Annotated in this window: 17 protein-coding genes and 5 tRNA genes; 4 read left to right on the top strand and 18 right to left on the bottom strand. The window is 43.8% G+C overall.

The window, feature by feature from the left end; all coding sequences use genetic code 11:
- Nucleotides 1-28: 28 nt before the first annotated feature.
- Nucleotides 29-244 carry a transporter suffix domain-containing protein gene (locus ABD744_RS16960; protein ID WP_344799742.1) on the bottom strand — a complete coding sequence of 72 codons (216 nt, stop codon included), beginning with the start codon at nt 242-244 and terminating at the stop codon, nt 29-31.
- Between the two features lie 153 nt (nt 245-397).
- A complete protein-coding gene (locus tag ABD744_RS16965) occupies nt 398-1,009 on the bottom strand; it encodes a glutathione S-transferase family protein (RefSeq protein WP_344799744.1) in 612 nt (203 codons plus the stop codon).
- A gap of 416 nt (nt 1,010-1,425) precedes the next feature.
- On the opposite strand from ABD744_RS16965, the gene ABD744_RS16970 reads away from it, so the two are divergent.
- Entirely contained in the window at nt 1,426-3,306 is a 1,881-nt protein-coding gene (locus ABD744_RS16970; RefSeq protein ID WP_344799746.1) for a sensor domain-containing diguanylate cyclase, read from the top strand.
- On the opposite strand, the gene ABD744_RS16975 is transcribed toward ABD744_RS16970, so the two are convergent.
- The gene (locus ABD744_RS16975) at nt 3,301-3,774 is read right to left on the bottom strand and encodes an Lrp/AsnC family transcriptional regulator (protein WP_344799747.1); all 474 of its coding nucleotides are present in this window, start codon (nt 3,772-3,774) and stop codon (nt 3,301-3,303) included. The two genes, ABD744_RS16970 and ABD744_RS16975, sit on opposite strands and share 6 nt — an antisense overlap.
- Before the next feature lie 390 nt (nt 3,775-4,164).
- On the opposite strand from ABD744_RS16975, the gene leuA reads away from it, so the two are divergent.
- Complete coding sequence (gene leuA, locus ABD744_RS16980) at nt 4,165-5,835, top strand: 2-isopropylmalate synthase (protein ID WP_344799748.1); 1,671 nt, start codon at nt 4,165-4,167, stop codon at nt 5,833-5,835.
- Between the two features lie 103 nt (nt 5,836-5,938).
- Here the strand turns inward: leuA and ABD744_RS16985 are convergent, their stop codons facing one another.
- From ABD744_RS16985 to ABD744_RS17055, 15 genes are all read right to left on the bottom strand, one after another.
- Nucleotides 5,939-6,640 (bottom strand): GGDEF domain-containing protein, encoded by a 702-nt coding sequence (locus ABD744_RS16985; protein WP_344799749.1) that lies wholly within the window; start codon nt 6,638-6,640, stop codon nt 5,939-5,941.
- A gap of 238 nt (nt 6,641-6,878) precedes the next feature.
- A tRNA-Glu gene (locus ABD744_RS16990) sits at nt 6,879-6,954 on the bottom strand.
- Between the two features lie 261 nt (nt 6,955-7,215).
- Nucleotides 7,216-7,291: transfer RNA gene (locus ABD744_RS16995), tRNA-Ala, on the bottom strand.
- A gap of 86 nt (nt 7,292-7,377) precedes the next feature.
- Complete coding sequence (gene gltX / locus ABD744_RS17000; protein ID WP_344799750.1) at nt 7,378-8,877, bottom strand: glutamate--tRNA ligase; 1,500 nt, start codon at nt 8,875-8,877, stop codon at nt 7,378-7,380.
- A 119-nt stretch (nt 8,878-8,996) separates the two neighbouring features.
- Entirely contained in the window at nt 8,997-10,541 is a 1,545-nt protein-coding gene (locus ABD744_RS17005; RefSeq protein ID WP_344799751.1) for a DUF3369 domain-containing protein, read from the bottom strand.
- Between the two features lie 134 nt (nt 10,542-10,675).
- Nucleotides 10,676-11,050, bottom strand: a complete 375-nt coding sequence (locus tag ABD744_RS17010) for a hypothetical protein (RefSeq protein ID WP_344799752.1) — start codon at nt 11,048-11,050, stop codon at nt 10,676-10,678.
- A gap of 396 nt (nt 11,051-11,446) precedes the next feature.
- Nucleotides 11,447-11,533: transfer RNA gene (locus tag ABD744_RS17015), tRNA-Leu, on the bottom strand.
- A gap of 52 nt (nt 11,534-11,585) precedes the next feature.
- Nucleotides 11,586-11,659, bottom strand: a tRNA-Cys gene (locus ABD744_RS17020).
- A gap of 154 nt (nt 11,660-11,813) precedes the next feature.
- Nucleotides 11,814-11,889: transfer RNA gene (locus ABD744_RS17025), tRNA-Gly, on the bottom strand.
- A gap of 292 nt (nt 11,890-12,181) precedes the next feature.
- Complete coding sequence (locus tag ABD744_RS17030; RefSeq protein WP_344799753.1) at nt 12,182-13,141, bottom strand: sensor domain-containing diguanylate cyclase; 960 nt, start codon at nt 13,139-13,141, stop codon at nt 12,182-12,184.
- A gap of 210 nt (nt 13,142-13,351) precedes the next feature.
- Nucleotides 13,352-13,906, bottom strand: coding sequence for a CDP-diacylglycerol--glycerol-3-phosphate 3-phosphatidyltransferase (pgsA, locus tag ABD744_RS17035; protein ID WP_344799754.1), 555 nt, complete (start codon nt 13,904-13,906; stop codon nt 13,352-13,354).
- Between the two features lie 126 nt (nt 13,907-14,032).
- Nucleotides 14,033-14,947, bottom strand: a complete 915-nt coding sequence (locus tag ABD744_RS17040; RefSeq protein WP_344799755.1) for a histone deacetylase family protein — start codon at nt 14,945-14,947, stop codon at nt 14,033-14,035.
- A 19-nt stretch (nt 14,948-14,966) separates the two neighbouring features.
- Nucleotides 14,967-16,862: an excinuclease ABC subunit UvrC gene (uvrC, locus tag ABD744_RS17045; protein ID WP_344799756.1), complete on the bottom strand. Its 1,896-nt coding sequence runs from the start codon at nt 16,860-16,862 to the stop codon at nt 14,967-14,969.
- 36 nt (nt 16,863-16,898) lie between these two features.
- Nucleotides 16,899-17,486 (bottom strand): DUF1285 domain-containing protein, encoded by a 588-nt coding sequence (locus tag ABD744_RS17050; protein ID WP_344799757.1) that lies wholly within the window; start codon nt 17,484-17,486, stop codon nt 16,899-16,901.
- A 1-nt stretch (nt 17,487) separates the two neighbouring features.
- The gene (locus ABD744_RS17055) at nt 17,488-18,384 is read right to left on the bottom strand and encodes a radical SAM protein (RefSeq protein WP_344799758.1); all 897 of its coding nucleotides are present in this window, start codon (nt 18,382-18,384) and stop codon (nt 17,488-17,490) included.
- A 558-nt stretch (nt 18,385-18,942) separates the two neighbouring features.
- On the opposite strand from ABD744_RS17055, the gene ABD744_RS17060 reads away from it, so the two are divergent.
- Entirely contained in the window at nt 18,943-19,620 is a 678-nt protein-coding gene (locus tag ABD744_RS17060) for a hypothetical protein (RefSeq protein WP_344799759.1), read from the top strand.
- 50 nt (nt 19,621-19,670) lie between these two features.
- A complete protein-coding gene (locus tag ABD744_RS17065) occupies nt 19,671-20,198 on the top strand; it encodes a hypothetical protein (RefSeq protein ID WP_344799760.1) in 528 nt (175 codons plus the stop codon).
- The last annotated feature ends 85 nt before the right edge of the window (nt 20,199-20,283 follow it).

A 20,283-nucleotide genomic window follows, 5' to 3' on the forward strand; every position in this document is an offset into this window, starting at 1 on the left:
TTATTTTTAGAACCCATACGTCCAATCGTTAATGACTACGAGTAAACAGAGCCTTCACTTTGAACCACACTTCTTTGCCTAAAAGAAACAACGCCAAATAAAAGATTATTTCACTGGAAATCAGCAACCCCGTAGTCACCCCGACAATCTGTACCGTAGGTAAATCCATGAAGGGCACAACAGGAATCGCAAACCACAGCAAAAACGACAACACCAATAATATATAACCCAAGGTTTGCTTCATAAGTACGACTCCCTGTCCCTGAAAAACTTAATCAAACCGACAAGTCTTAATATAGTCACTTCAAGATCAGGGCGTCCAGCTTATATTGATAAAACAAAGCTTCTCGTAAATAAAAACAGACACAAAAAACAGAATTTGTTAGCTCTGTCCAAGTTAAGCCACTTCTGAGTCTGCAGCCTCGGCCTCCAGAGCAAGCTGAAAACTTCGTCTGTCTGAAACCCTCTCCAACATACGCACAGTCTTCTCGCCCTTGATAATTTCAACAGGAAAATAAGCGCCCCAGCGAGCATATACCGCCAACATAATATCCGCAGCTGAAACCTGATCCCCACCCAAATAAGGTTGATCTTGAAGTTTCCATTCAACGACCTTCCAAAGCTGGTTGATCGCCTCAGCCGCAGCGTTAAACGCCAACGCTTTTTGACTCTCATCCTTAATGTGCTCTGCTATAAAGAATAAACGGCCATAGGCAGGGTGCATGGTCGCATTGGCAAACAAGATATGCTCAACCGCCTGTCGTTTAGCATCCACATTATCTGGAAATAGATCATTCGGATGGGCCTGTAATAAATGTAAAATGATCGCAGCACCTTCTTTCAGTGTCTGATCCCCGACCTGGAGCACTGGTACAGTACCTACCGGGTTCAAAGACAAAAATTCTGAATTCGTATTTTTGTTCACCAAACGAAACGGCTGATCAAGCTCTCGTAAGATCACCTGAGTTGCGAGCGAGCATGCCCCAGGCATGTAATGGAGTGTGTACATCGATAAACCCTCTTCATTGAATTAATGGTCTCATCTGGCCAACTTCAAGAAATCTAACTCTCAGCCCGCCAGTGGTGATATCAATGTTAAGGGCTTTTATTTGAACCATAAATATCAACAATGAAAACTGTTCGTTTACAGTTTGGAAACAAACTATTAGACATATCACAACAGAAACTAAAATCTTCGCTTGCTGCCATGCATCTCATCAAATCAATTAACTCGTTGATGAATGACATATTCAGAATGATATGTATTTCACACCCATTCGGCCCGTCAAAGAAAAGAGATTTCTTCTATTTTTCATGAATTCGCTACAGTTTTGCTACCTTAACTACTAGGCTCAAGATATTGACGCTCACCCGTAAGTTCACGCGTTAAATAAGACTCAGGATTTAGGTAGAGGAATACCGACAATGTTTGTTCTTAGAACTCTGGGATTGAAGAGCCTGAGTCTTACATATTTACTTATACTGCTATTAAGCTGGCCCTTAACCACAATAAAAGCCAGCGAAATTGAACACCTGAATGTGACTGACGAAATTTCGACCCCTCTTGGAAGCTCGTTGAGTTACTTCATTGACAGCGACGAAGTCTTCAATGAACAAAACATCATTAACAACCTGAACGATATAAATTGGCAACGAAGCCAGGAAACCACACCCAACCTAGGCCTTTTGCCCTCGCCCACATGGTTTGCCGTACACTTATCCAGCAATAAAGACGTCACTCAAATCTTAGAAATTTCATATCCTGCCTTAAAGGAGGTCGATGTCTATTTTTATCAGGGTAATCATAAGATCCAGGAGATAAATACAGGCAGCGGTCGACACTTCTACAATCGACCGGTTCACCACCGAAACTTCATTATTCCTTTTAAGCTTCAAGCCAAGAAGCCTTTGATATTATTGATCAGAATCCAAACCGGAGGTGCATTGCAGTTACCGGCAACCCTATGGGAACCCAGCAGTTTTCTGGAACAGGATCAATACGCGTTTGGCATGATCGCCCTGTTTTCAGGAATTATGATGGCAATGGCGATTTATAATCTATTACTATTTATCGGTGTTCGTCACACCAACTATCTCTGGTATGTGTTAACCGTTGTCAGTGTGGCCTGGGCACAGCTGGCCATCCGGGGGGTGTTATTCCAGTATTTTTGGCCTACGCACCCAGAGATCAATGAAATCAGCCTTACCACTGCGATATCTTTCAATATTATTTCCATTGCTTTCTTTTCAGACCAGTTCTTGAGCATTCGCAAAACCAGTGTTGTAACCTCAAAAATCGTCCGTTTCTTTGGCTGGCTCGGCCTTGCATTAATGTTCTTCGCATTTTTTGTACCTTACTCAGTCAGTATTAAACCTCTGATTGTGGTTGGCTTTGTTTCCTCCATCATTGTGCTATTAATTGGCTGTTACTTATGGAAAAAAGGCGAAGCGCTCGCCCGGTATTATGTACTTGCGTGGTGCTTATTTTTACTCGGAACGGCCGTTTATGCTTTAACAAAATTAGGTGTATTACCCTATCGCCCCCTTTTCGAATACGCAATGATGCTCGGGGCCTCATTCCAGGTGTTGTTGCTGTCGCTGGCGCTGGCCTATCGGATTAATTTCGAGAAACGCCGACGCATAGCAGCGCAGGAAGCAGCACTCCAATCTCAGCTCAAGGCCAACACCGAGCTGGAATTAAGAGTTAAACAACGAACGGAAGAGCTGGAGCAAGCCAACCAAGAACTGAAACATTTAAGCCAAATTGACGGCCTGACAAAAATTAAAAACCGACAGAGCTTTGACCAACAGTTATTTTCTGAATGGCAACGCAGTAACCGGGAGGTCACCAACATCAGTTTACTTATGCTGGACGTGGACTTCTTCAAAAAAGTCAATGACACCTGGGGTCACCCATGCGGGGATGCTTGCCTGAAGTACATTGCAGAGACATGCAGCAATGTCATCAAACGCGCCGGAGATACAGTCGCGCGCTACGGAGGCGAAGAGTTCGCGCTGCTATTACCCTCCACCGACTTAGACGGTGCAGCAGAAGTGGCGGAGAACATTCGAAAGAAAATAGCTGAGACGCCATTCATCTGGCAGGAAGAAGCCATAAGCATTACCGTATCTATTGGCGTCGCAAGCTCTAAGCCCAACAAAGATTCCAACCATGAACACATGGTTCAGGTAGCAGATAAAGCCTTATATGCCGCCAAACATTCAGGTCGGAACTGCGTCATGATTCATAAACCCTCTACGGAAGGTAAAGATGAAATCGGCCTTTACCCTCAGGCCACGTCATAAATGCGTCAACGGAATGGAGGTTCTATCTATTATTTTTCTCAGCACAAAACTGGAATGCACCCCCGTTACTCCCTGAATGGTCGTTAACTTACCCAACAGAAAATCCTGATAACTTTCCATATCCGTCACTAAAACCTCTAAAAGATAATCTGCAGCCTGACCGGTAATCAAGCAACATGAAATAACTTCCAGATAACCTTCCAGAGTCTTTTCAAAGTTTTCAAACCTGTCCGGGGTATGGCGATCCATACTAATTTGAATCATCGCCGTCAATTTCAGCCCCAGTTTAACTGGGTCCAGCAACGTAGCTTGCCGAGCAATAATGCCACTCTCCTCTAACTGTTTCACTCTGCGCGAACAAGGTGACGGAGATAACCCAACCTTTTCTGCCAACTCTAAGTTGCTGATTCCCCCCTCTTGTTGCAACACTTCGAGTATTCGACGATCCATTCTGTCCAGTGAAACCATAAAATTCCGCCTTAAATTCCAACACAACCAACCTTTAAACAATAATAAACCATAAAATAACACTAGGTTAGAGATTTATTGCTACAACAACCCAAATTAAGTCTATATTTGCAATCTAAAACCCAACACAAGCCCCTATAATTCTCTTCGTCATCACCGAGATCCGGGAGACAGGTTGAACGCTCTGGTGGGTATGCCAACTGCACAACCGAAGGTACTGAAAAGTAAACTCACAAGGTTTACCAAGCGAAGGAAACGCGCTTAGCGAAAGTCTCACACAATGAGACCGGAAACAATTTCACACCAAGAAATTGATAGCTCTGCCTAATTTTTAATCTCTGAGAAATACAAACATTCATTAACGATAAAAAATAACCATAGGAATTCGACATGTCTGGTTTTGATCATACGAAATACTCCGCTTTTGCTCCGATCAAAATGGCCAACCGCACATGGCCTGATCAAGTAATTACTCATGCACCGAACTGGTGTTCTGTGGATTTACGGGATGGCAACCAAGCACTCATCGAACCTATGACGGTCGCTCAAAAACAAGAACTGTTTAAACTATTAGTTAAAGTGGGTTTCAAGGAAATTGAAGTCGGATTTCCGGCGGCATCTCAACCGGATTTTGACTTTGTCCGCTGGTTGATTGAAGAAGATCAAATTCCTGAAGACGTAACCATTCAGGTGCTGACTCAAGCGAGAGACACCTTAATTGAACGTACTTTCGAGTCGTTAAAAGGGGTCAAGCGCGCGATTGTGCACGTTTATAACTCCACATCCAAAGTACAAAGAGAACAGGTATTCAAACTGGATCAGCAAGGCATTATTGACATTGCAGTGAACGGTGCCAAGCACGTTAAATACTGTGCCGAACTTGCACCTGAAACCCAGTGGACGTTCGAGTATTCCCCCGAAAGCTTCACTGGCACTGAAATGGAATTTGCCGTTGAAGTCGTCAATCAGGTACTTGACGTATGGCAACCCACCCCTAGCCATAAAGCCATAGTAAATTTACCGGCAACCGTTGAGGTCTCCACACCTAACGTTTACGCCGATCAGATTGAATGGTTCTGCAATCAGGTTAACTACCGAGATGCTATTGAAGTCAGTGTCCATACCCACAATGACCGAGGTTGTGGTGTTGCAGCAGCAGAGTTGGCCGTTATGGCGGGCGCTCAGCGTGTTGAAGGCACACTTTTGGGCAATGGCGAACGCACAGGTAATATGGATGTGGTAACAATGGCAATGAATTTATACAGCCAGGGCATTGATCCAAAGTTGGATTTTGAAGACATGGATGAGATCGTGCGCACAGTGAAAAAGTGCACTCAACTGCCCGTCCATCCGCGACACCCTTATGCCGGTGAACTTGTCTATACGGCCTTTTCAGGCTCTCACCAAGATGCCATTAAAAAGTGCTTGGATCTTAGAAATAACGAAGACAAATGGGAAGTCGCCTACCTACCCATAGATCCAACGGATTTAGGCCGAAGCTATGAAGAAGTCATCAGAGTAAACAGTCAATCCGGTAAAGGCGGAATTGCATATACCTTGGAACAAGACTGCGGCTTTCAACTTCCCCGCTGGCTGCAGGTCTCTTTCAGCAGCATTGTGCAAAGCTTTGCTGAACACACAGCATCGGTAGTCAGCAGTGAAGACATGAAAAAATTGTTTGAAGCAACTTATATGAGCCACGAACAACCCTACAGATTGGGAGCTTATACTCATTCAAGAAACACCTACGATGAGATCATCGCCAAATTACAAGGCCCGACCACCAGCGTAGAAATTACAGGCAAAGACCATGGCGCCTTGAACGCATTTACCCAAGCGCTGTCCGAGTGGACAGACACAAAGATAGACGTGCAAGAATACCATGAACATGCCTTGAGCCATGGCAGTGACGCGCAAGCCATTTCATATGTACAGGTAAATATCAACGGTAAGAAGCTGGAGAGTGCCGCCATTCATGAAGACACTCTGACCTCCTCCATGAATGCCATAGTCGCTTCGGTGAACCAGTATTTTAATCTTGTTGAGCTGGCGGTTGCGTAAGCCTCAATTAATCAACCCGGGCATTACTGGCTCTCCTATCACAAGCACAACGATTACCAACAAACGATCACAGACACAACCAAGGCAACTTGGTTGTGTTTCGTTAAACAACTGCCACACGATTCCTGCCTTGCGCTTTTGCTTGGTACAGCGCCTGATCTGAACGTTTCATCCATTGATCAATACTATCTGCCTTGGCCAATTGCGAGACCCCCAAACTCACCGTCACCTCTTCCCTATGAGTAAAAACAGCTTCACTCACCTGAAGCCTGAGCGCATCGGCCAAAACCTTAGCCTGAATAACGTCCGTTGACGGTAACACCAAAATAAATTCTTCCCCACCGATTCGACACAGACGATCTGAATGCCGAATCCGAGCTTGAACCGTTCTTACCACTTGTTTCAGTACGGTATCCCCTACATCGAGGCCATGTTGATCATTAACACGCTTAAAGAAGTCTATATCGATAGCAACCAATGATGCGGTATCTTGTGTTCTTTTTGCCACAGATAAACAATCATTGAGTTTATCCATCAAATATCGGCGATTAAATGCCCCTGTCAGCGGGTCTTTAATGACTTCATTTTCAAGAAGCGAGCACTGTCGCTCAAGATAATCACCATGAAAAAAGATCACCATCACAGCATAGCCAGCAACTGCTGTCGTGACGGACGCCATAACATAAGCTTGATCCTGTAAAAACATGGCAGACACGGGAGATACACAAGCAAGTAAAAGCAAACAAAACCGAAAATGAATTTTGGATGTAGTTAACTCATATAACTTACTTATAAAGGTGTGCATGATACTGCCCTTGTTCTAACGTCTTAAAAAACAAAGATAGTGCTCAAAAACGCACGATTAGAGGACAAAACAAGCAAGCATTGTGCAAGAAGAACGAAGTGTTAAACCAATCACAACTTTTGAACTATGACGAACACAGAATTATTTATGTATAAGAAAGAAAGATAAAAAGTTCAGAAGAGTATTAAGATATTAAAATCAGAAAGAATATTAAAAATATAAGAAGGTGTAGAAGAAGTGGCGTCCCATAGGGGGTTCGAACCCCTGTTACCGCCGTGAAAGGGCGGTGTCCTAGGCCTCTAGACGAATGGGACGCATTTTGATTTCAACAACAAGACATAGTTAAAACCGTGAAATTAAACTTTGTAAATCAACAACTTACTAAATTTAATTTCTATCGAAACGGCCTCTGTTTCGATGGCGCGTATAATAACAGCTGATTCAGAAAGTGCAACCGTTTTTGTAATAAAAACTTCAATTTTTTCAAATTGATGGTAACTAACTTAAACCAACCCAAATTCACGCATATTCCAGGCATAAAAAAAGCCTGATTAAAAAATCAGGCTTTTAGAATTTGGTGGAGCCTAACGGGATCGAACCGTTGACCTCAACGCTGCCAGCGTTGCGCTCTCCCAGCTGAGCTAAGGCCCCATATCTTGGAACGGGGCTTATATTAATAATCACCCCGCCCACAGTCAAGTAAAAAGTTCAAAAAAGTTAATGACTTAACAGATTGATCACTCTTCAACCAACTGAGTAAGAATCGCTTGATATTCTTTTTCTACTTTCTTAGTCGCTTTCTTCGAAAATCCACCCAACACTTCATTCAAAGCATAACGCAAACGTGCACGCGTCATGTCTGGCCCAAGCATCGCCATGGAGTCCATCACCGACCAGGAGTTTGGCGTGCCCGCGATAGAAACAAAAATCGGCTGCATGAAGTCGCCCATTTTCAACTCCATTGCTAAGCTGATGGCTTTGATGTCCGCAAAGATATTATCTTTGGTCCAGTGACGTTGTGCTTCCAGTTTCCACAAAATGAACTGAAGTACCCGCTTCACTTGCTCTTCGTCTAATTTCTTATGAGCAAAGTCTTCAGCGGTTAATGGCAACATGCCTGAGAACATGAAATTTGCTAACGGCGCAATGTCACTAAAGGTTTGAACACGACCCTGAATAAAAGACAGCATCGGCGCGATGTTCTTTTCATTAAACGCCCAGTCCTGAACACGCTGAGCAAATTCTTGCTCGGTCAGATCTTCACGAACCCACAAGCTGTTCAACCACTTCAGTTTTTCTACGTCGAAGATTGGCCCACCCAAGGAAACCCGGCTGATATCGAAATTCTCGATCATTTCTGCCAAAGAGAACTTCTCACGTTCATCCGGCATTGACCAGCCCATACGCCCCAGATAATTGGTCAGCGCTTCCGGCATAAAACCCATACGCTCATAGAAGGTAATGGACGTTGGGTTCTTACGCTTACTTAACTTACTCTTATCCGGGTTACGCAATAACGGCATGTGAATCAGTTCTGGCATTTCCCAGCCAAAATACTGATACAACAACTTATGCTTGGGTGCTGAGTTAATCCACTCCTCCCCTCGAATAACGTGAGTAATTTTCATCTCATGGTCGTCCACCACGTTTGCTAAGTGATACGTCGGCATACCATCCGACTTCAGCAAAATCTGACAATCCACCTGAGACCAATCAATTTCAATCGTGCCACGAAGACGATCCTCGATCACACAGGTTCCTTCGTCCGGCACCTTCATACGAATCACATAAGACTCACCCGCTGCTAAACGCGTTTGAACTTCTTCTTCAGAAAGCTCCAAATCACCTTTAATGCCAGGATTTAAGCCTGCTGCCTTACGTTCTTCACGGATGACATCCAGCTCTTCCGGGGTGCGGAAACAATAAAAAGCGTGCCCTTTTGCTATCAAGTCTTCTGCGTACTGGCGATAACCGTCTTTACGTTCACTCTGACGATAAGGACCATGCGGACCACCCACGTCCGGCCCTTCGTCCCAATCCAACCCCATCCAACGCATAGCTTCAAGAATCTGATCTTCAGATTCTTGAGTGCTGCGAGTCTGATCCGTATCTTCGATACGTAGAATAAACTGGCCGCCGTGCTGGCGAGCAAAACATAAATTAAATAAAGCAATGTAGGCTGTGCCTACGTGAGGATCGCCGGTTGGAGACGGTGCAATGCGCGTACGAACTGTCATTGGGCTCGGATTCCAAAAAAGAGTGAAAAATTAGAGAAATAAAATAGAAAAGCAATGATACAGAATTGCGAGAAGCCTTGCTATCTGGCTTCTCGAATTTAAGGGACACGAGCCTTACCTTACTCCGGATCAGGCATCCCTTCTCGGATTCGATTAAAGGTGTCCAAGTGTTCTAAGAGGAGATCAACCAGATTCGGGTCAAAGTGCTTGCCCTTCTGCTCAATAAAATACGCAACAATATCTTCCATAGGCCAAGGTTCACGGTAACTGCGTTTACAGGCCAACAAATCAAATACATCAGCAATGGCCACAATTCGGCCCATGATGTGAATTTCTTCCCCTTGCTTACCTTTCGGATAACCGGAACCATCCCACTTTTCATGATGGTCAGCCGCAATCGTGCCAGCCAATTTCAGTACATTCTGATCAGCCTGGCCTAACAACTCTGCGCCCCTTAAAGAATGAGTTTTAACCGTCGCCATTTCATCCGGCGTAAGCTTACCCTCTTTATGAAGAATTTCTTCGGGCACCATGATATTACCAAAATCATGAAGTGGCGCTGCGGTTCTTAAAGCCGCTAGCTCTGACGCCGGCAAATTCAACAACTCTCCCAGCTTAACGCTCAATTCAGCCACTCGTTTTGTATGACGACCGACAAACTGATCCCGACATTCCGTTAATTCAGCCAAATACGCAACCAAATCATCCGTCTGTTGCTTATTTTTCTCGTGCAACTCTATATTTTCATACGCCGAAATAACATTTTTTGTGAACACATCCAGCAACTCTTTATCGAGAGCCGACAAAGCATGATGCCCATCAACATACATTAAAATGGCACGTTTTTTACCCTCACAATAAATGACTAAGTCATTTTCGCGAAAAATATTTTTCTTATCGTGAATAGCCTCTTTGAATATCGCCTTCACATCTGTACAGAGTTCACTTAAACAAAATTCGGACTGATGGCTGTATTTGCCATAACCATATAAAGGCTTCAACTGAGAAGTATCCTTAACCTCCACTGCCAAACCATCATAACTATAAAGTTCTGGCTGATGCTCTAAGAACAACAAAGACACTAACTGTTCTATAGCCCCCTCAACAAACTGATCCATCGCGTGTTTTTCAAAAATGCCACGAGAACACTGGATCACTTTTTCCAGGCCACGTTTATTTTTTTCTAACGACACAATATCCCGATAAGATCTGAGACTGGAAAGCATTAAGGTGTAAAGTTTCTGGGCGGTTAACTCGGTTTTGGCTTTATAATCATTGATATCATAATCGCGTACAACAGACTTTTCAGGCGCATGCCCTGGCTGCCCGGTACGAAGGATAATTCTGACATTGTTGTAGCCCAACTCCTCCCGAATGTACTTCACAGCTTTGAGGCCGGAATCTTCCGATTCCATAACGACATCCAGAAGTATGACCGCAATGTCGGGGTTATCCGCCAGAATGGTTCGAGCTTCCTGCCCCGAATAAGCATCCAAAAACAACAGAGGTTTATCATCAAACTCAAAGCCAGATAACGCAAAACGAGTCACATCATGAACTTCAGCCTCATCATCAACGATGAGAATTTTCCACGGTACCCCTTTCTGCTCGACCTCAGCCTCTTCTTCCGTTTCATCCATGAACAACAGTTCGTCTTCGCTCATCAAACTCCCCCTGAACGATGTCTATAAACAGCGCCTTCACACAAAGCTATTGCTTAAGGATAGCACTCTTTACTGGCTTTTCGTCTTTAATTAGGAGTTTAAGCAATAGACCTGCCGAAGAAGGCTCCCCCTTGTTAGCCATACCAACCCGAGAACTTGTCGGCCCGATAGTCACGGTTCCGCTCCTCACTGCACGCCTTATCAAGGTTCTCTAAATCAAACTCAGTAATCATCGGAGGAATATTGGGTTGCCCCTGATAATGCTTGATATTTTTTATGTCATCTATTGCCGGCTGACTGATGATTCGCTGCCTTGTCTCAATAGCAACTTCGCTCATTACCTGCCGAAGCGCCAACGAATGACGAGAAATCTTACATATTGAATTCGATGACAAGCGCATCTGCTTCACTTCATTAACAGACTCTGTTTCTGGCTTGGCGAACGCCATCGAAGCACTACTTAAGAACACAAGCAACGACAATATTGAGGTTAACTGACTTAGTTTCATGCTTACTTACCTTCCCATAGAGACTCACTGGACAAGGTAAGAAAAGTACACATGCTGACGTTTTTCTTTGATCAAAACGAAACAAAGAGTTCATTTTTTGTACAGATATATTTCAGAATATTACAAGCAGAAAAACTTGTTAGAAATCAATTAAGTCTATTTATAAAAGACTCAATATCCCCAATCACAAACAACGAAAAACAATGATTTTTATTAATGGAACGGGCTGAAGATTTTTTGCCCGATCCAAAGAAACAAAGTAAAGGCAGGTTTAAAGCAGGCCAAAATAAAATCACACACAAGGAAAATAGCAAGCTAACAGACTGAGAAATCAAGAAAGAGGTATTTAGATATTTTATCTCTTAATTCTCGGATACGAATAGAAATAACGATAAATGGTGCCCGGGGCCGGACTTGAACCGGCACGACCTTGCGATCGGGAGATTTTAAGTCTCCTGTGTCTACCAATTCCACCACCCGGGCATCGGATGTGACCTTACGGTCATATGTGGAATGCTACTAAGAAGTAGTAGCTTGGAGGCGCGAGCCGGAATCGAACCGGCATCGGCGGATTTGCAATCCGCAGCATAACCATTTTGCTATCGCGCCTTCCTACTCTTCATCAGAACTGACTTACTGCTCTTAAACAGTCGCCCTTGTGCAAATTCCTGATTCTGAGTTTAACCTCAGCTAATGTTAGCTGGGGCAACATCCTCTTACAAGGATGATTAAGATCTTTCTGCAATAACTTAAAGTAAGTTATTGGAGCGGGAAACGAGACTCGAACTCGCGACCCCAACCTTGGCAAGGTTGTGCTCTACCAACTGAGCTATTCCCGCTGAACTTGGTGGCACATTCTAGTGATTTATTTTTTTCGGTCAACCATTTTTTGTTATCTTTCTGAAATTATTAAGAAATAATTTCAGAATTGTTTGTTTTATAAACATCACCGATTGAAATTTGCTCAACAATGCAAATATTGTTTAAAGAACGTACTGCACCTTGATGATTCAAGGAAGTCCGTGCTGATCAAAATAAAAACTAACCGATCAATAAACCACCAACTAAACACCAGAATAGAAAGTACGCACAAACTTCTTAGGAAAAATTCTTGGGTAAAACGTCTGAATTTTAATTTTTTTTCTTACTTTTCTTGTTTTGATACATCTTTTTATCAGCAGAAACCACCAACTTTTCAAAATTAACGTCCTGCTCCGGCACTAGAATCCCCCCAATACTCACGCTCAATGGTCGTTCAAACGTCATTTTCTCATTGATAAGACGCCGCTCCAGCCTTTCAATAACGATTTCCATCGTATCCAGCGCCTCAAGAAATACCATAGCCACGAATTCATCACCGCCTATTCTCGCCGAGATATCGTTACTTCTTAACGCCTCCTGCAAAACCTTAGCCGTTGCTTTTATAGCTTCATCACCGGCTGCGTGCCCAACTTGGTCATTAATTTCTTTCAGATCATCTATGTCCAAATACAGTAAACCCACCGATTGCCGCAGCCGACAAGCCAGCTTGTGTTGCTGTTGGGCAAGGTCTTTAAAGCCCCGACGATTATATAACCCTGTTAACTCGTCGCGTATGGCCATTTCCCTGAGCAGTTTATTATTCTCCAGCAACTGCAGATCAGCCTCAATGATGTCTCGAAACTGAAACATTAATTTCTGAAATATCATTGGGTAATGAGTTGACTTGAAATTAAGGATACAGATGGTGCCAAACATCTCGCCGTTAGGCCAAAAGATGGGCAGCCCTAGATAGGCAATCAAGCCGTCTTTGATTTCAGGGTTATCATCCCAGTAACGATCTTTGGTGGCGTCGTTAACGCACAACACCTTCTTTGTTTCGACCACCCGTTTACAATAGAGGTTGGTATCAGGGTCAACCACAGTACCAGTACCATAGGGGTTTTCCGCATTGCTGGAAGCAACCGCAGTCATGAACCCATATTTAGTATGCTGAACGATGAAACCGGCAGGCGACATACAGGCCTCTGCCATTACATCCACAGTGTTCTGCCACTTTTCTAAGATACATTGGTAATCTTCGGAATCATGAATCCAGAGAGTCTCTGTCATGAACAAGCCTTCCTAACAAAACCAGCAAATTAAAACCTTATATTAAAGTTAGCCGTTTTTTGGAAAGGTGAGAAATTTCTTGTCGAATGAACCCCAACAACAATCAGCTTGATGAGTCATTAAGACTTAAAATGCACCACCGTAAACCTGAGGTACGCCGGAAATAAAAATGCCTGCAAAGTCGCAGGCATTTAAAGTAAATCATGAAGACTATTTCGTCGTCTTCAGTTCTGGCCAGGCCGCCCTTAGATACACAAACATAGACCAGATTGTCAGCGCCGCCGCAATAAACATACTGATGTGACCGAACAAGCTGAACAAGCCTTGTTGCGACGGATCATCGGCCAACAGCAGTGTAATTGAACCCATTTGAGCCATGGTTTTAAATTTACCAATGAAGCTCACCGCAACACTGGTACGCTTACCAAGCTCAGCCATCCATTCTCGCAGAGCGGAAATCACAATCTCACGGGAAATAATAATGGCTGACGTCAAAGTTATGAAAAGTGATCCATAGCTGTGAACCAGCAAGACCAGAGCCACCACCACCATCAGTTTATCGGCCACCGGGTCCATGAAGGCACCAAAAGGTGTGCTTTGATTCCATTTACGGGCAAGGTAGCCATCCAGCCAATCGGTAAAACCGGCCAACATGAAAATCAACGCAGAGACAATAAAACGCCAATCGACCGGAAAAAGGTAAATCAACACAAAAACAGGAATTAAAACGAGACGTAACGAGGTAAGAATATTAGGGATATTCATCCGATCAATAGCTTATTAAATGAAAAGTTTCGGCAGTATAGCATAGATACTTTACGCGAAAACAAGCCCCTTTAAGAATTGTTTGAGAGAAGAATCGCAACTGATTGCTTATTAACCAACAGTAATTCAATCCAAAAATTTGTCGAATAAGTCATACGCACTTTCGATCACGATGGCATGTCTTTCAGCCAGCCGCTGATGATCTTTATCGTACCCTCCGCCAATCACGGTCGCCACTGGTACATGCCTTTGCAGGCAGGTTTCAAGCACCAATTCATCTCTGGACCGAATCCCCTGCCAGCTGATGTCCAGCTTACCAAGCGCGTCATTTTGCCAAACATCCACTCCGGCATCATAAAGGACTAAATCCGGCTCAAATTTATTAAGCAGCTGAGTGAGTGTGGATTCCACTACATCCAGATACGCCTGATCTTTCATCCCGATGTCTAAACCGATATCCAGATCACTCTGGCTTTTTCGAAACGGAAAGTTCTTTTCACAATGAATAGAGCAGGTAAAAGCATTCGGTTCGTTTTCTAAAATGGATGCAGTGCCGTCGCCCTGGTGAACGTCCAGGTCAAAAATCAGTACGCGCTCCACCTCTCCCTGCGCCAAGAGCGTTTTAGCGGTGTACGCCAAATCGTTCAAAATACAAAAGCCCGAGCCAAAATCGTGATGGGCATGATGAGTGCCACCCGCCAAATGACTGGCCATGCCATACTTCAGGGCCAACCGAGCTGCTTGCAAAGTACCATTAGGGGACGTCAGTGTGCGATCCACCAAACCCTGGCTCCAGGGTAAACCCACACGCCGCCAGGCTTTGGCATCCACTTCATTGCCACACAGCGAGTTAAGATAATCCAGGCAGTGCACTCTGTTCAACGCCTTAAGGCTGGCGGGAACCGAAGTAAATAAGTTATTGGTAATCAAACCTTTGCCTTTCACCACATCGTGAAGACGCACGAATTTAGACATCACAAACCGGTGATCTTCGGGAAACGGGCATGAATAATTGGGGTGATAAACCAGAGGCAAAGACATGATCGAGAACTAATCCACCTTAAACGTTGTGCAAGTTGGCGTAAATTTCTTCGGCCAACGCCCTGCTGATGCCAGGCACTTTCGCCAGTTCATCAATGCTCGCATTATTTATTTCCTGCAAACCACCAAAGAACTGAATCATGGCTTTTCTTCGTTTCGGGCCAACGCCTTCGATGTCTTCCAGCGTCGACTTTTTGCGAGCCTTACCACGTCGCCAGCGGTGCTTACTGACCGCAAAACGGTGGGCTTCATCACGAATATGCTGGAGCAATAAAAACCCTGGATGATTCGCATCCAGATCCAGTTCCTGATCCACTCCGTTCAAAAAGATCGTCTCAAAGCCCGATTTTCGCTCCGGGCCTTTGGCCAAACCGACCACATCAATCCCCGTGACCTGCAGCTCTGTTAATACGTCGAGCGCCTGATTGATCTGTCCTTTACCCCCATCGATCACCAAAATATCCGGAATTTTACCTTCACCTTTTTTAATTTTGGTAAACCGACGAGTTAACGCCTGATTCATGGCGGCGTAATCATCGCCACCAGTAATCCCTTCAATGTTGTAGGAACGATACTCGTTTTTGGCCGGACCATTCTGATCAAAGACCACACAACTGGCCACTGTTGCTTCACCTGAACTGTGGCTGATATCAAAACACTCCAACCTTAGCGGCACTTCATCCAACTCAAGAGCATCCTGCAATGATCTAAACCGCTGCATCATATTTTGTTTATTGTTCAATAAAGACTGAAGGCTTTGCTCTGCGTTTTTCACAGAAAGCTCTAACCACTTGGCTTTTTGGGTTCGAACCTTGCTCTTGATCTCAACTTTTTGGTGTTCAAAAAGTTGGCTGAATGCCGCGTTTAACAACTCAATGTCGTTCGGTGGATGCGAACAAATGATCTCTTCCGGCAGTTCGCGCGTTGCATCATCTGTAATGTACAACTGAGTAATAAAGGTCGCCAGTAGCTCACTTTCAGTTTCATCCAGGCTGACTTTAGGGTAATACACCTTATTGCCCAACACCTGGCCGGATCGAACATACAGCACAGAAATGCACACCCCACCGGGTTTAGCATCAATCGCTATGACATCCGCATTGACACGGCTGCCCTCACCCATTACATATTGCTGCTCCTGAACGGTTCTCAGGGCCGTTACCTGATCTCGCAACTCAGCGGCACGCTCAAAATCCAGAGACATGGAAGCCTTTTCCATCTCCTCAACCAACTCATGGATAATCTCGTTATTTTTACCAAGCAGAAACATGGACGTACGACGAACGTCTTCCATGTAACGCTCCGGGGTGATCAAGCCCACGCACGGCGCAGAACAGCGCTTAATTTGATGCTGCAAACAAGGTCGGGAACGATTCTTGTAAAAGCTGTCATCACACTGACGTACTTTGAATAATTTTTGTAAGATCGCGAGACTCTCCTTCACTGCACCTGAACTTGGGTACGGGCCGAAGAACTGCCCTTTACCACGCTTTTTACCCCGTTTAAATGAGAAATAAGGGTAATCTTTATGGTCGGACAGGTGCACATAAGGGTAAGACTTGTCGTCTCTGAGCAACACGTTGTAAGGTGGGCGATGTTTCTTAATCAGGTTCTGTTCGAGCAACAGGGCTTCCGTTTCACTGCTGGTGACTGTGACCTGAATGTCGGCAATTTTCCCGACCAAAACCCGTGTTTTGATGTGTAAGCCATTTTTTCGAAAATAGCTGGATAATCGCTTCTTTAAACTTTTAGCCTTACCGACGTACAGCAGTTCAGCGTTTTCATCGAACATTCGATAAACGCCCGGCAATTCGGTAACACTTTTAAGAAAACCTTTTGAATCAAACTGGGGCGTCTCAGAACTCTGCTCTGGTGGCGTTTCCTGTTTGTCTGATGCGATTATTTCCGAAGACATACATTTCCGAAGTTATACAAATTCACTGAGATTCAACTAGCACTGCCCTAGCACGAACCGCTCACCCTGGCTGTATACAACCATATAGATTTTATCGCCTTCGTCTTCAATGCTTGCAAGCTCAGCCAGTTCATAAAATACATTTCTGGCAATCAAAGCTTTCAAGTTGGTGCGAACCAAAGCATAAGGACTTGGTTCACCATCAAAACCCGCTTTGTATTCCACTTCCAACGGATGATCAGCCCCTACAGTAAAGGTTTCGCCTGTTTTCGTGGTCATCTGTAACGCAGGCCCCTTTTCAGAGTCAACCTGCTCCAACGAAACCACCACAAAAGGAGCATCCTCAACTTGGATGCGCCACTTCTCAACGGGTGTGATCAGGAAGTATTCGTCGCTCTCCAACAACAGAATATTGCAGAAAATCTTAACGATTTGCTCACGCTTAATCTCGGTGCCTTCATGAATCCAACGACCATCACGTTTGATGACGATATCAATATCACCAGACAAATCAGGATTCCAAAGATGAACCGGCGCTGGCTGAGAGCCTTTGGTTTTACCGGAAGAATCCCCACCCTCATCCGCTTTTATCAGCTCAGAAATCTTACCTTCAAAATCCGTCATTTTATAAGCCTCGTTGCCATTCTTGACGAAGCGGAATAACACCCGGTTTGTTGATGGCTAAATCAATCTTATCCAACATTTTTTGTTTATCCGCACCCAGATCCCCTTTAAGAACCAAGTAATTGGATGCGTGATCGGAACGAAATACAGTGTTCTCTAATTCAAAGTTGGCAATTAACGTGCGTATCTCCTGAAACAACTCCATCTGCTGCAAAGGCTCATACTCGCCGCCAAACCCCTCTCTGAAACGTTCTTCACCCATTGGAAAAGAAACAACCAAAGTAGAAACAAACTCAGGCTGAGTTTCATTCATCAGCTTGGCGGTATTCACCGCATGTTGCTCAGAATACTTACGACCACCCAAGCCATTTAAAATCATGACCGAAGACTTAATGCCGGCTTGCTTCAACTTGGTTAACGCATCTTTGGACGTTTCATATGTCTCGCCCTTATTTATTTTCTCAAGCACCACGTCATCACCGGATTCACAACCCACATACACCATGGACAAACCAAGCTCGCGAAACTCAGCAAGCTGCTCCACGGTTTTATTCTTTAGATTTCTAGGCAAACAATACGCCGTCACGCGTTCGATGTTCGGATAATGCTTATTAATACACTCCAACACCTCTTTCATTCGGCGATAAGACAAGCTCATCGCATCACCGTCCGCCAGGAAAATACGCGTTAAACCCGGCATTTCTTTGGAAATACGACTCAGCTCAGCATCCACCTCATCAATCGGCTTTACCCTGAATTTCTTCTGGGGTGCCGTATACATCTCGCAAAAGGTACATTTATTCCAGGAACAGCCATTCGTTACCTGAAGAATGAGCGATCTCGCTTCACTGGGTGGACGAAATACAGGTTCAATATAATCGATCGGAAATGCGTTCATAGGCTTGCTGTTGTATCTTCTTTCTTTCAATAATTAGGGACTGTCGAGCGGATAATCATACCACGGTATGAAAAATAGGTCGTCAATAATGAACGTTAAGCACATCAATCATCGTCTTGTGTAGGCATTGAAAACCTGCCTGAATCCAGGCCTGCTAATCTCTCAGGAAAAGTTAATGAGTATATATCCATGTAGTGTGCGATCGAAATTGAAATTTTCAGATGCTTCACCATACACCACAAGGTAAGCAGTGTTTAAGTCGATACAGGTAAGGAGTCGGAAATACCTGTAAATCTCAATTCAAGCATTAGAAATTAACCAGTTATCACCTTACAAACTGAGAAAGGCGTCTCATTATAAAATAATAAGAACTTAGACTGTTTATTTTTAAGCTCGGTTACCTTGTTTAACATTCTATAATCGTATTTACTTCCTCCTCTCAATCATGGGTACATCCAGCATTAACTTGATGTCAGAAATACTCTCCTGCTATCCCTACCTGTGACCCCTTCTTCATCAAAACCCACTCAAGATATTGATTATAAAGGATTATTAATTATGTCTATAATTTCTCCTAAGTTATTCCAACTACTAGAAACATTAAAAAAACCTACATCTGAAAATAATATCCCCTACATGTATGTAGACACAGTAGGGAAAGTTACTGTAGGTGTAGGCCACAACTTAGATGCACATAAGGACATGCTAACTTTACCGTTTATGGTGAAAAGGTTCTCCCGATATCCTGTAAAAGGAGGAGATACAGGTATTGCAATTAATACCAATAAGATCCTAGGCAGAGCTGCCACACAAGATGAAATAAAAAACGATTATAATTTCATTAAGCAACATAAAGGACTAGGAAAGTACAACCCAGAAAATCTTAGTAAATATACAACGCTTGAGTTACCTGTAGCGGCAATAGATAGCCTATTTAAAAAAGACCTTAGTATTGCGCTTGCAATGGCAAAACGAGAATTTGGCGCGCCTTTTGATAAATATCCGATCACCTGTCAGGCTGCGCTAATTGACATTGCGTTCAATGTCGGTAATTTCTCTAGCTTCAGAGGAACATTTGTACCGGCTATTAAGGGAACAGGAGTCTATTCAAAAATGCCTATGAGCGAACGTTGGAAAATTGCCTCACAAAATTGCAGACGCGGACAAGTCAGTGCTGATCGAAATCGTCACGTTGCACAGTGGTTAATGGAAGGCACAAAAGCCGTTACATCATAAATTATCGCCCACCCCAACGATCAAGATAAATTGATGAAAGGCTCGAAATTATGGTTACGAACCTAAAATATATAAAAGAAACAGTTGCAGCAGTTATTATCAGCGTGACAGCCACCTGTCAGGCAGATGGCAGCTCAACTCTTGATGGATTACAGGGTGTCTATAAGTATACATTCCCGAATGCTCTTATGGACAACACCAAATACACCGCTGAAAATCGTTTTTTGCTTATGCCTATATCGCCAATAGCAGCCTATTTTGAAACACATTTAGAATGGGCAAACGGACACAGCTGTGATTTATCAGGCATCATCGATGTACAACCTCAACAAGTACTGACCTACAGTACGCCATCAATAATGGATAAAACATGTACTTTTGACATTACTCTTGGAAAAGACAGATTTACCTTCAGTGATAATAATGGTGCATGCAGATTAATATCATGTGGAAACAGAGGATTACTGGACGGTATCGAGTTTGAATATAGCTTACGTGAACAAATTACTCAGGATTCAATCAAACAAACACCTGATTATATCCGTGCGATAAGTGAATATGAAAATGGCGGTGACTAAAGAGGTGCAATAAGCTTATTCAATCCAGTTAAGGGACATTAGCCTTAACTGGATGACAGAACTATCTAGACCTAGGTCAACTCCA

The sequence above is a fragment of the Litoribacillus peritrichatus genome, from assembly GCF_039537985.1.
GTDB lineage: Bacteria > Pseudomonadota > Gammaproteobacteria > Pseudomonadales > Litoribrevibacteraceae > Litoribacillus > Litoribacillus peritrichatus.

What these genes read in the sequence shown, in the direction of transcription:
- ABD744_RS16965 (WP_344799744.1), bottom strand. Translation starts at nt 1,009, where the DNA reads ATGTACACACTCCATTACATGCCTGGGGCATGCTCGCTCGCAACTCAG.
- ABD744_RS17005 (WP_344799751.1), bottom strand. Translation starts at nt 10,541, where the DNA reads ATGAGCGAAGACGAACTGTTGTTCATGGATGAAACGGAAGAAGAGGCT.
- pgsA (WP_344799754.1), bottom strand. Translation starts at nt 13,906, where the DNA reads ATGAATATCCCTAATATTCTTACCTCGTTACGTCTCGTTTTAATTCCT.
- ABD744_RS17030 (WP_344799753.1), bottom strand. Translation starts at nt 13,141, where the DNA reads ATGACAGAGACTCTCTGGATTCATGATTCCGAAGATTACCAATGTATC.
- ABD744_RS17055 (WP_344799758.1), bottom strand. Translation starts at nt 18,384, where the DNA reads ATGAACGCATTTCCGATCGATTATATTGAACCTGTATTTCGTCCACCC.
- ABD744_RS17060 (WP_344799759.1), top strand. Translation starts at nt 18,943, where the DNA reads ATGTCTATAATTTCTCCTAAGTTATTCCAACTACTAGAAACATTAAAA.
- ABD744_RS16975 (WP_344799747.1), bottom strand. Translation starts at nt 3,774, where the DNA reads ATGGTTTCACTGGACAGAATGGATCGTCGAATACTCGAAGTGTTGCAA.
- ABD744_RS17065 (WP_344799760.1), top strand. Translation starts at nt 19,671, where the DNA reads ATGGTTACGAACCTAAAATATATAAAAGAAACAGTTGCAGCAGTTATT.
- ABD744_RS17040 (WP_344799755.1), bottom strand. Translation starts at nt 14,947, where the DNA reads ATGTCTTTGCCTCTGGTTTATCACCCCAATTATTCATGCCCGTTTCCC.
- ABD744_RS17010 (WP_344799752.1), bottom strand. Translation starts at nt 11,050, where the DNA reads ATGAAACTAAGTCAGTTAACCTCAATATTGTCGTTGCTTGTGTTCTTA.
- ABD744_RS17050 (WP_344799757.1), bottom strand. Translation starts at nt 17,486, where the DNA reads ATGACGGATTTTGAAGGTAAGATTTCTGAGCTGATAAAAGCGGATGAG.
- ABD744_RS16960 (WP_344799742.1), bottom strand. Translation starts at nt 244, where the DNA reads ATGAAGCAAACCTTGGGTTATATATTATTGGTGTTGTCGTTTTTGCTG.
- gltX (WP_344799750.1), bottom strand. Translation starts at nt 8,877, where the DNA reads ATGACAGTTCGTACGCGCATTGCACCGTCTCCAACCGGCGATCCTCAC.
- uvrC (WP_344799756.1), bottom strand. Translation starts at nt 16,862, where the DNA reads ATGTCTTCGGAAATAATCGCATCAGACAAACAGGAAACGCCACCAGAG.
- leuA (WP_344799748.1), top strand. Translation starts at nt 4,165, where the DNA reads ATGTCTGGTTTTGATCATACGAAATACTCCGCTTTTGCTCCGATCAAA.
- ABD744_RS16970 (WP_344799746.1), top strand. Translation starts at nt 1,426, where the DNA reads ATGTTTGTTCTTAGAACTCTGGGATTGAAGAGCCTGAGTCTTACATAT.
- ABD744_RS16985 (WP_344799749.1), bottom strand. Translation starts at nt 6,640, where the DNA reads ATGCACACCTTTATAAGTAAGTTATATGAGTTAACTACATCCAAAATT.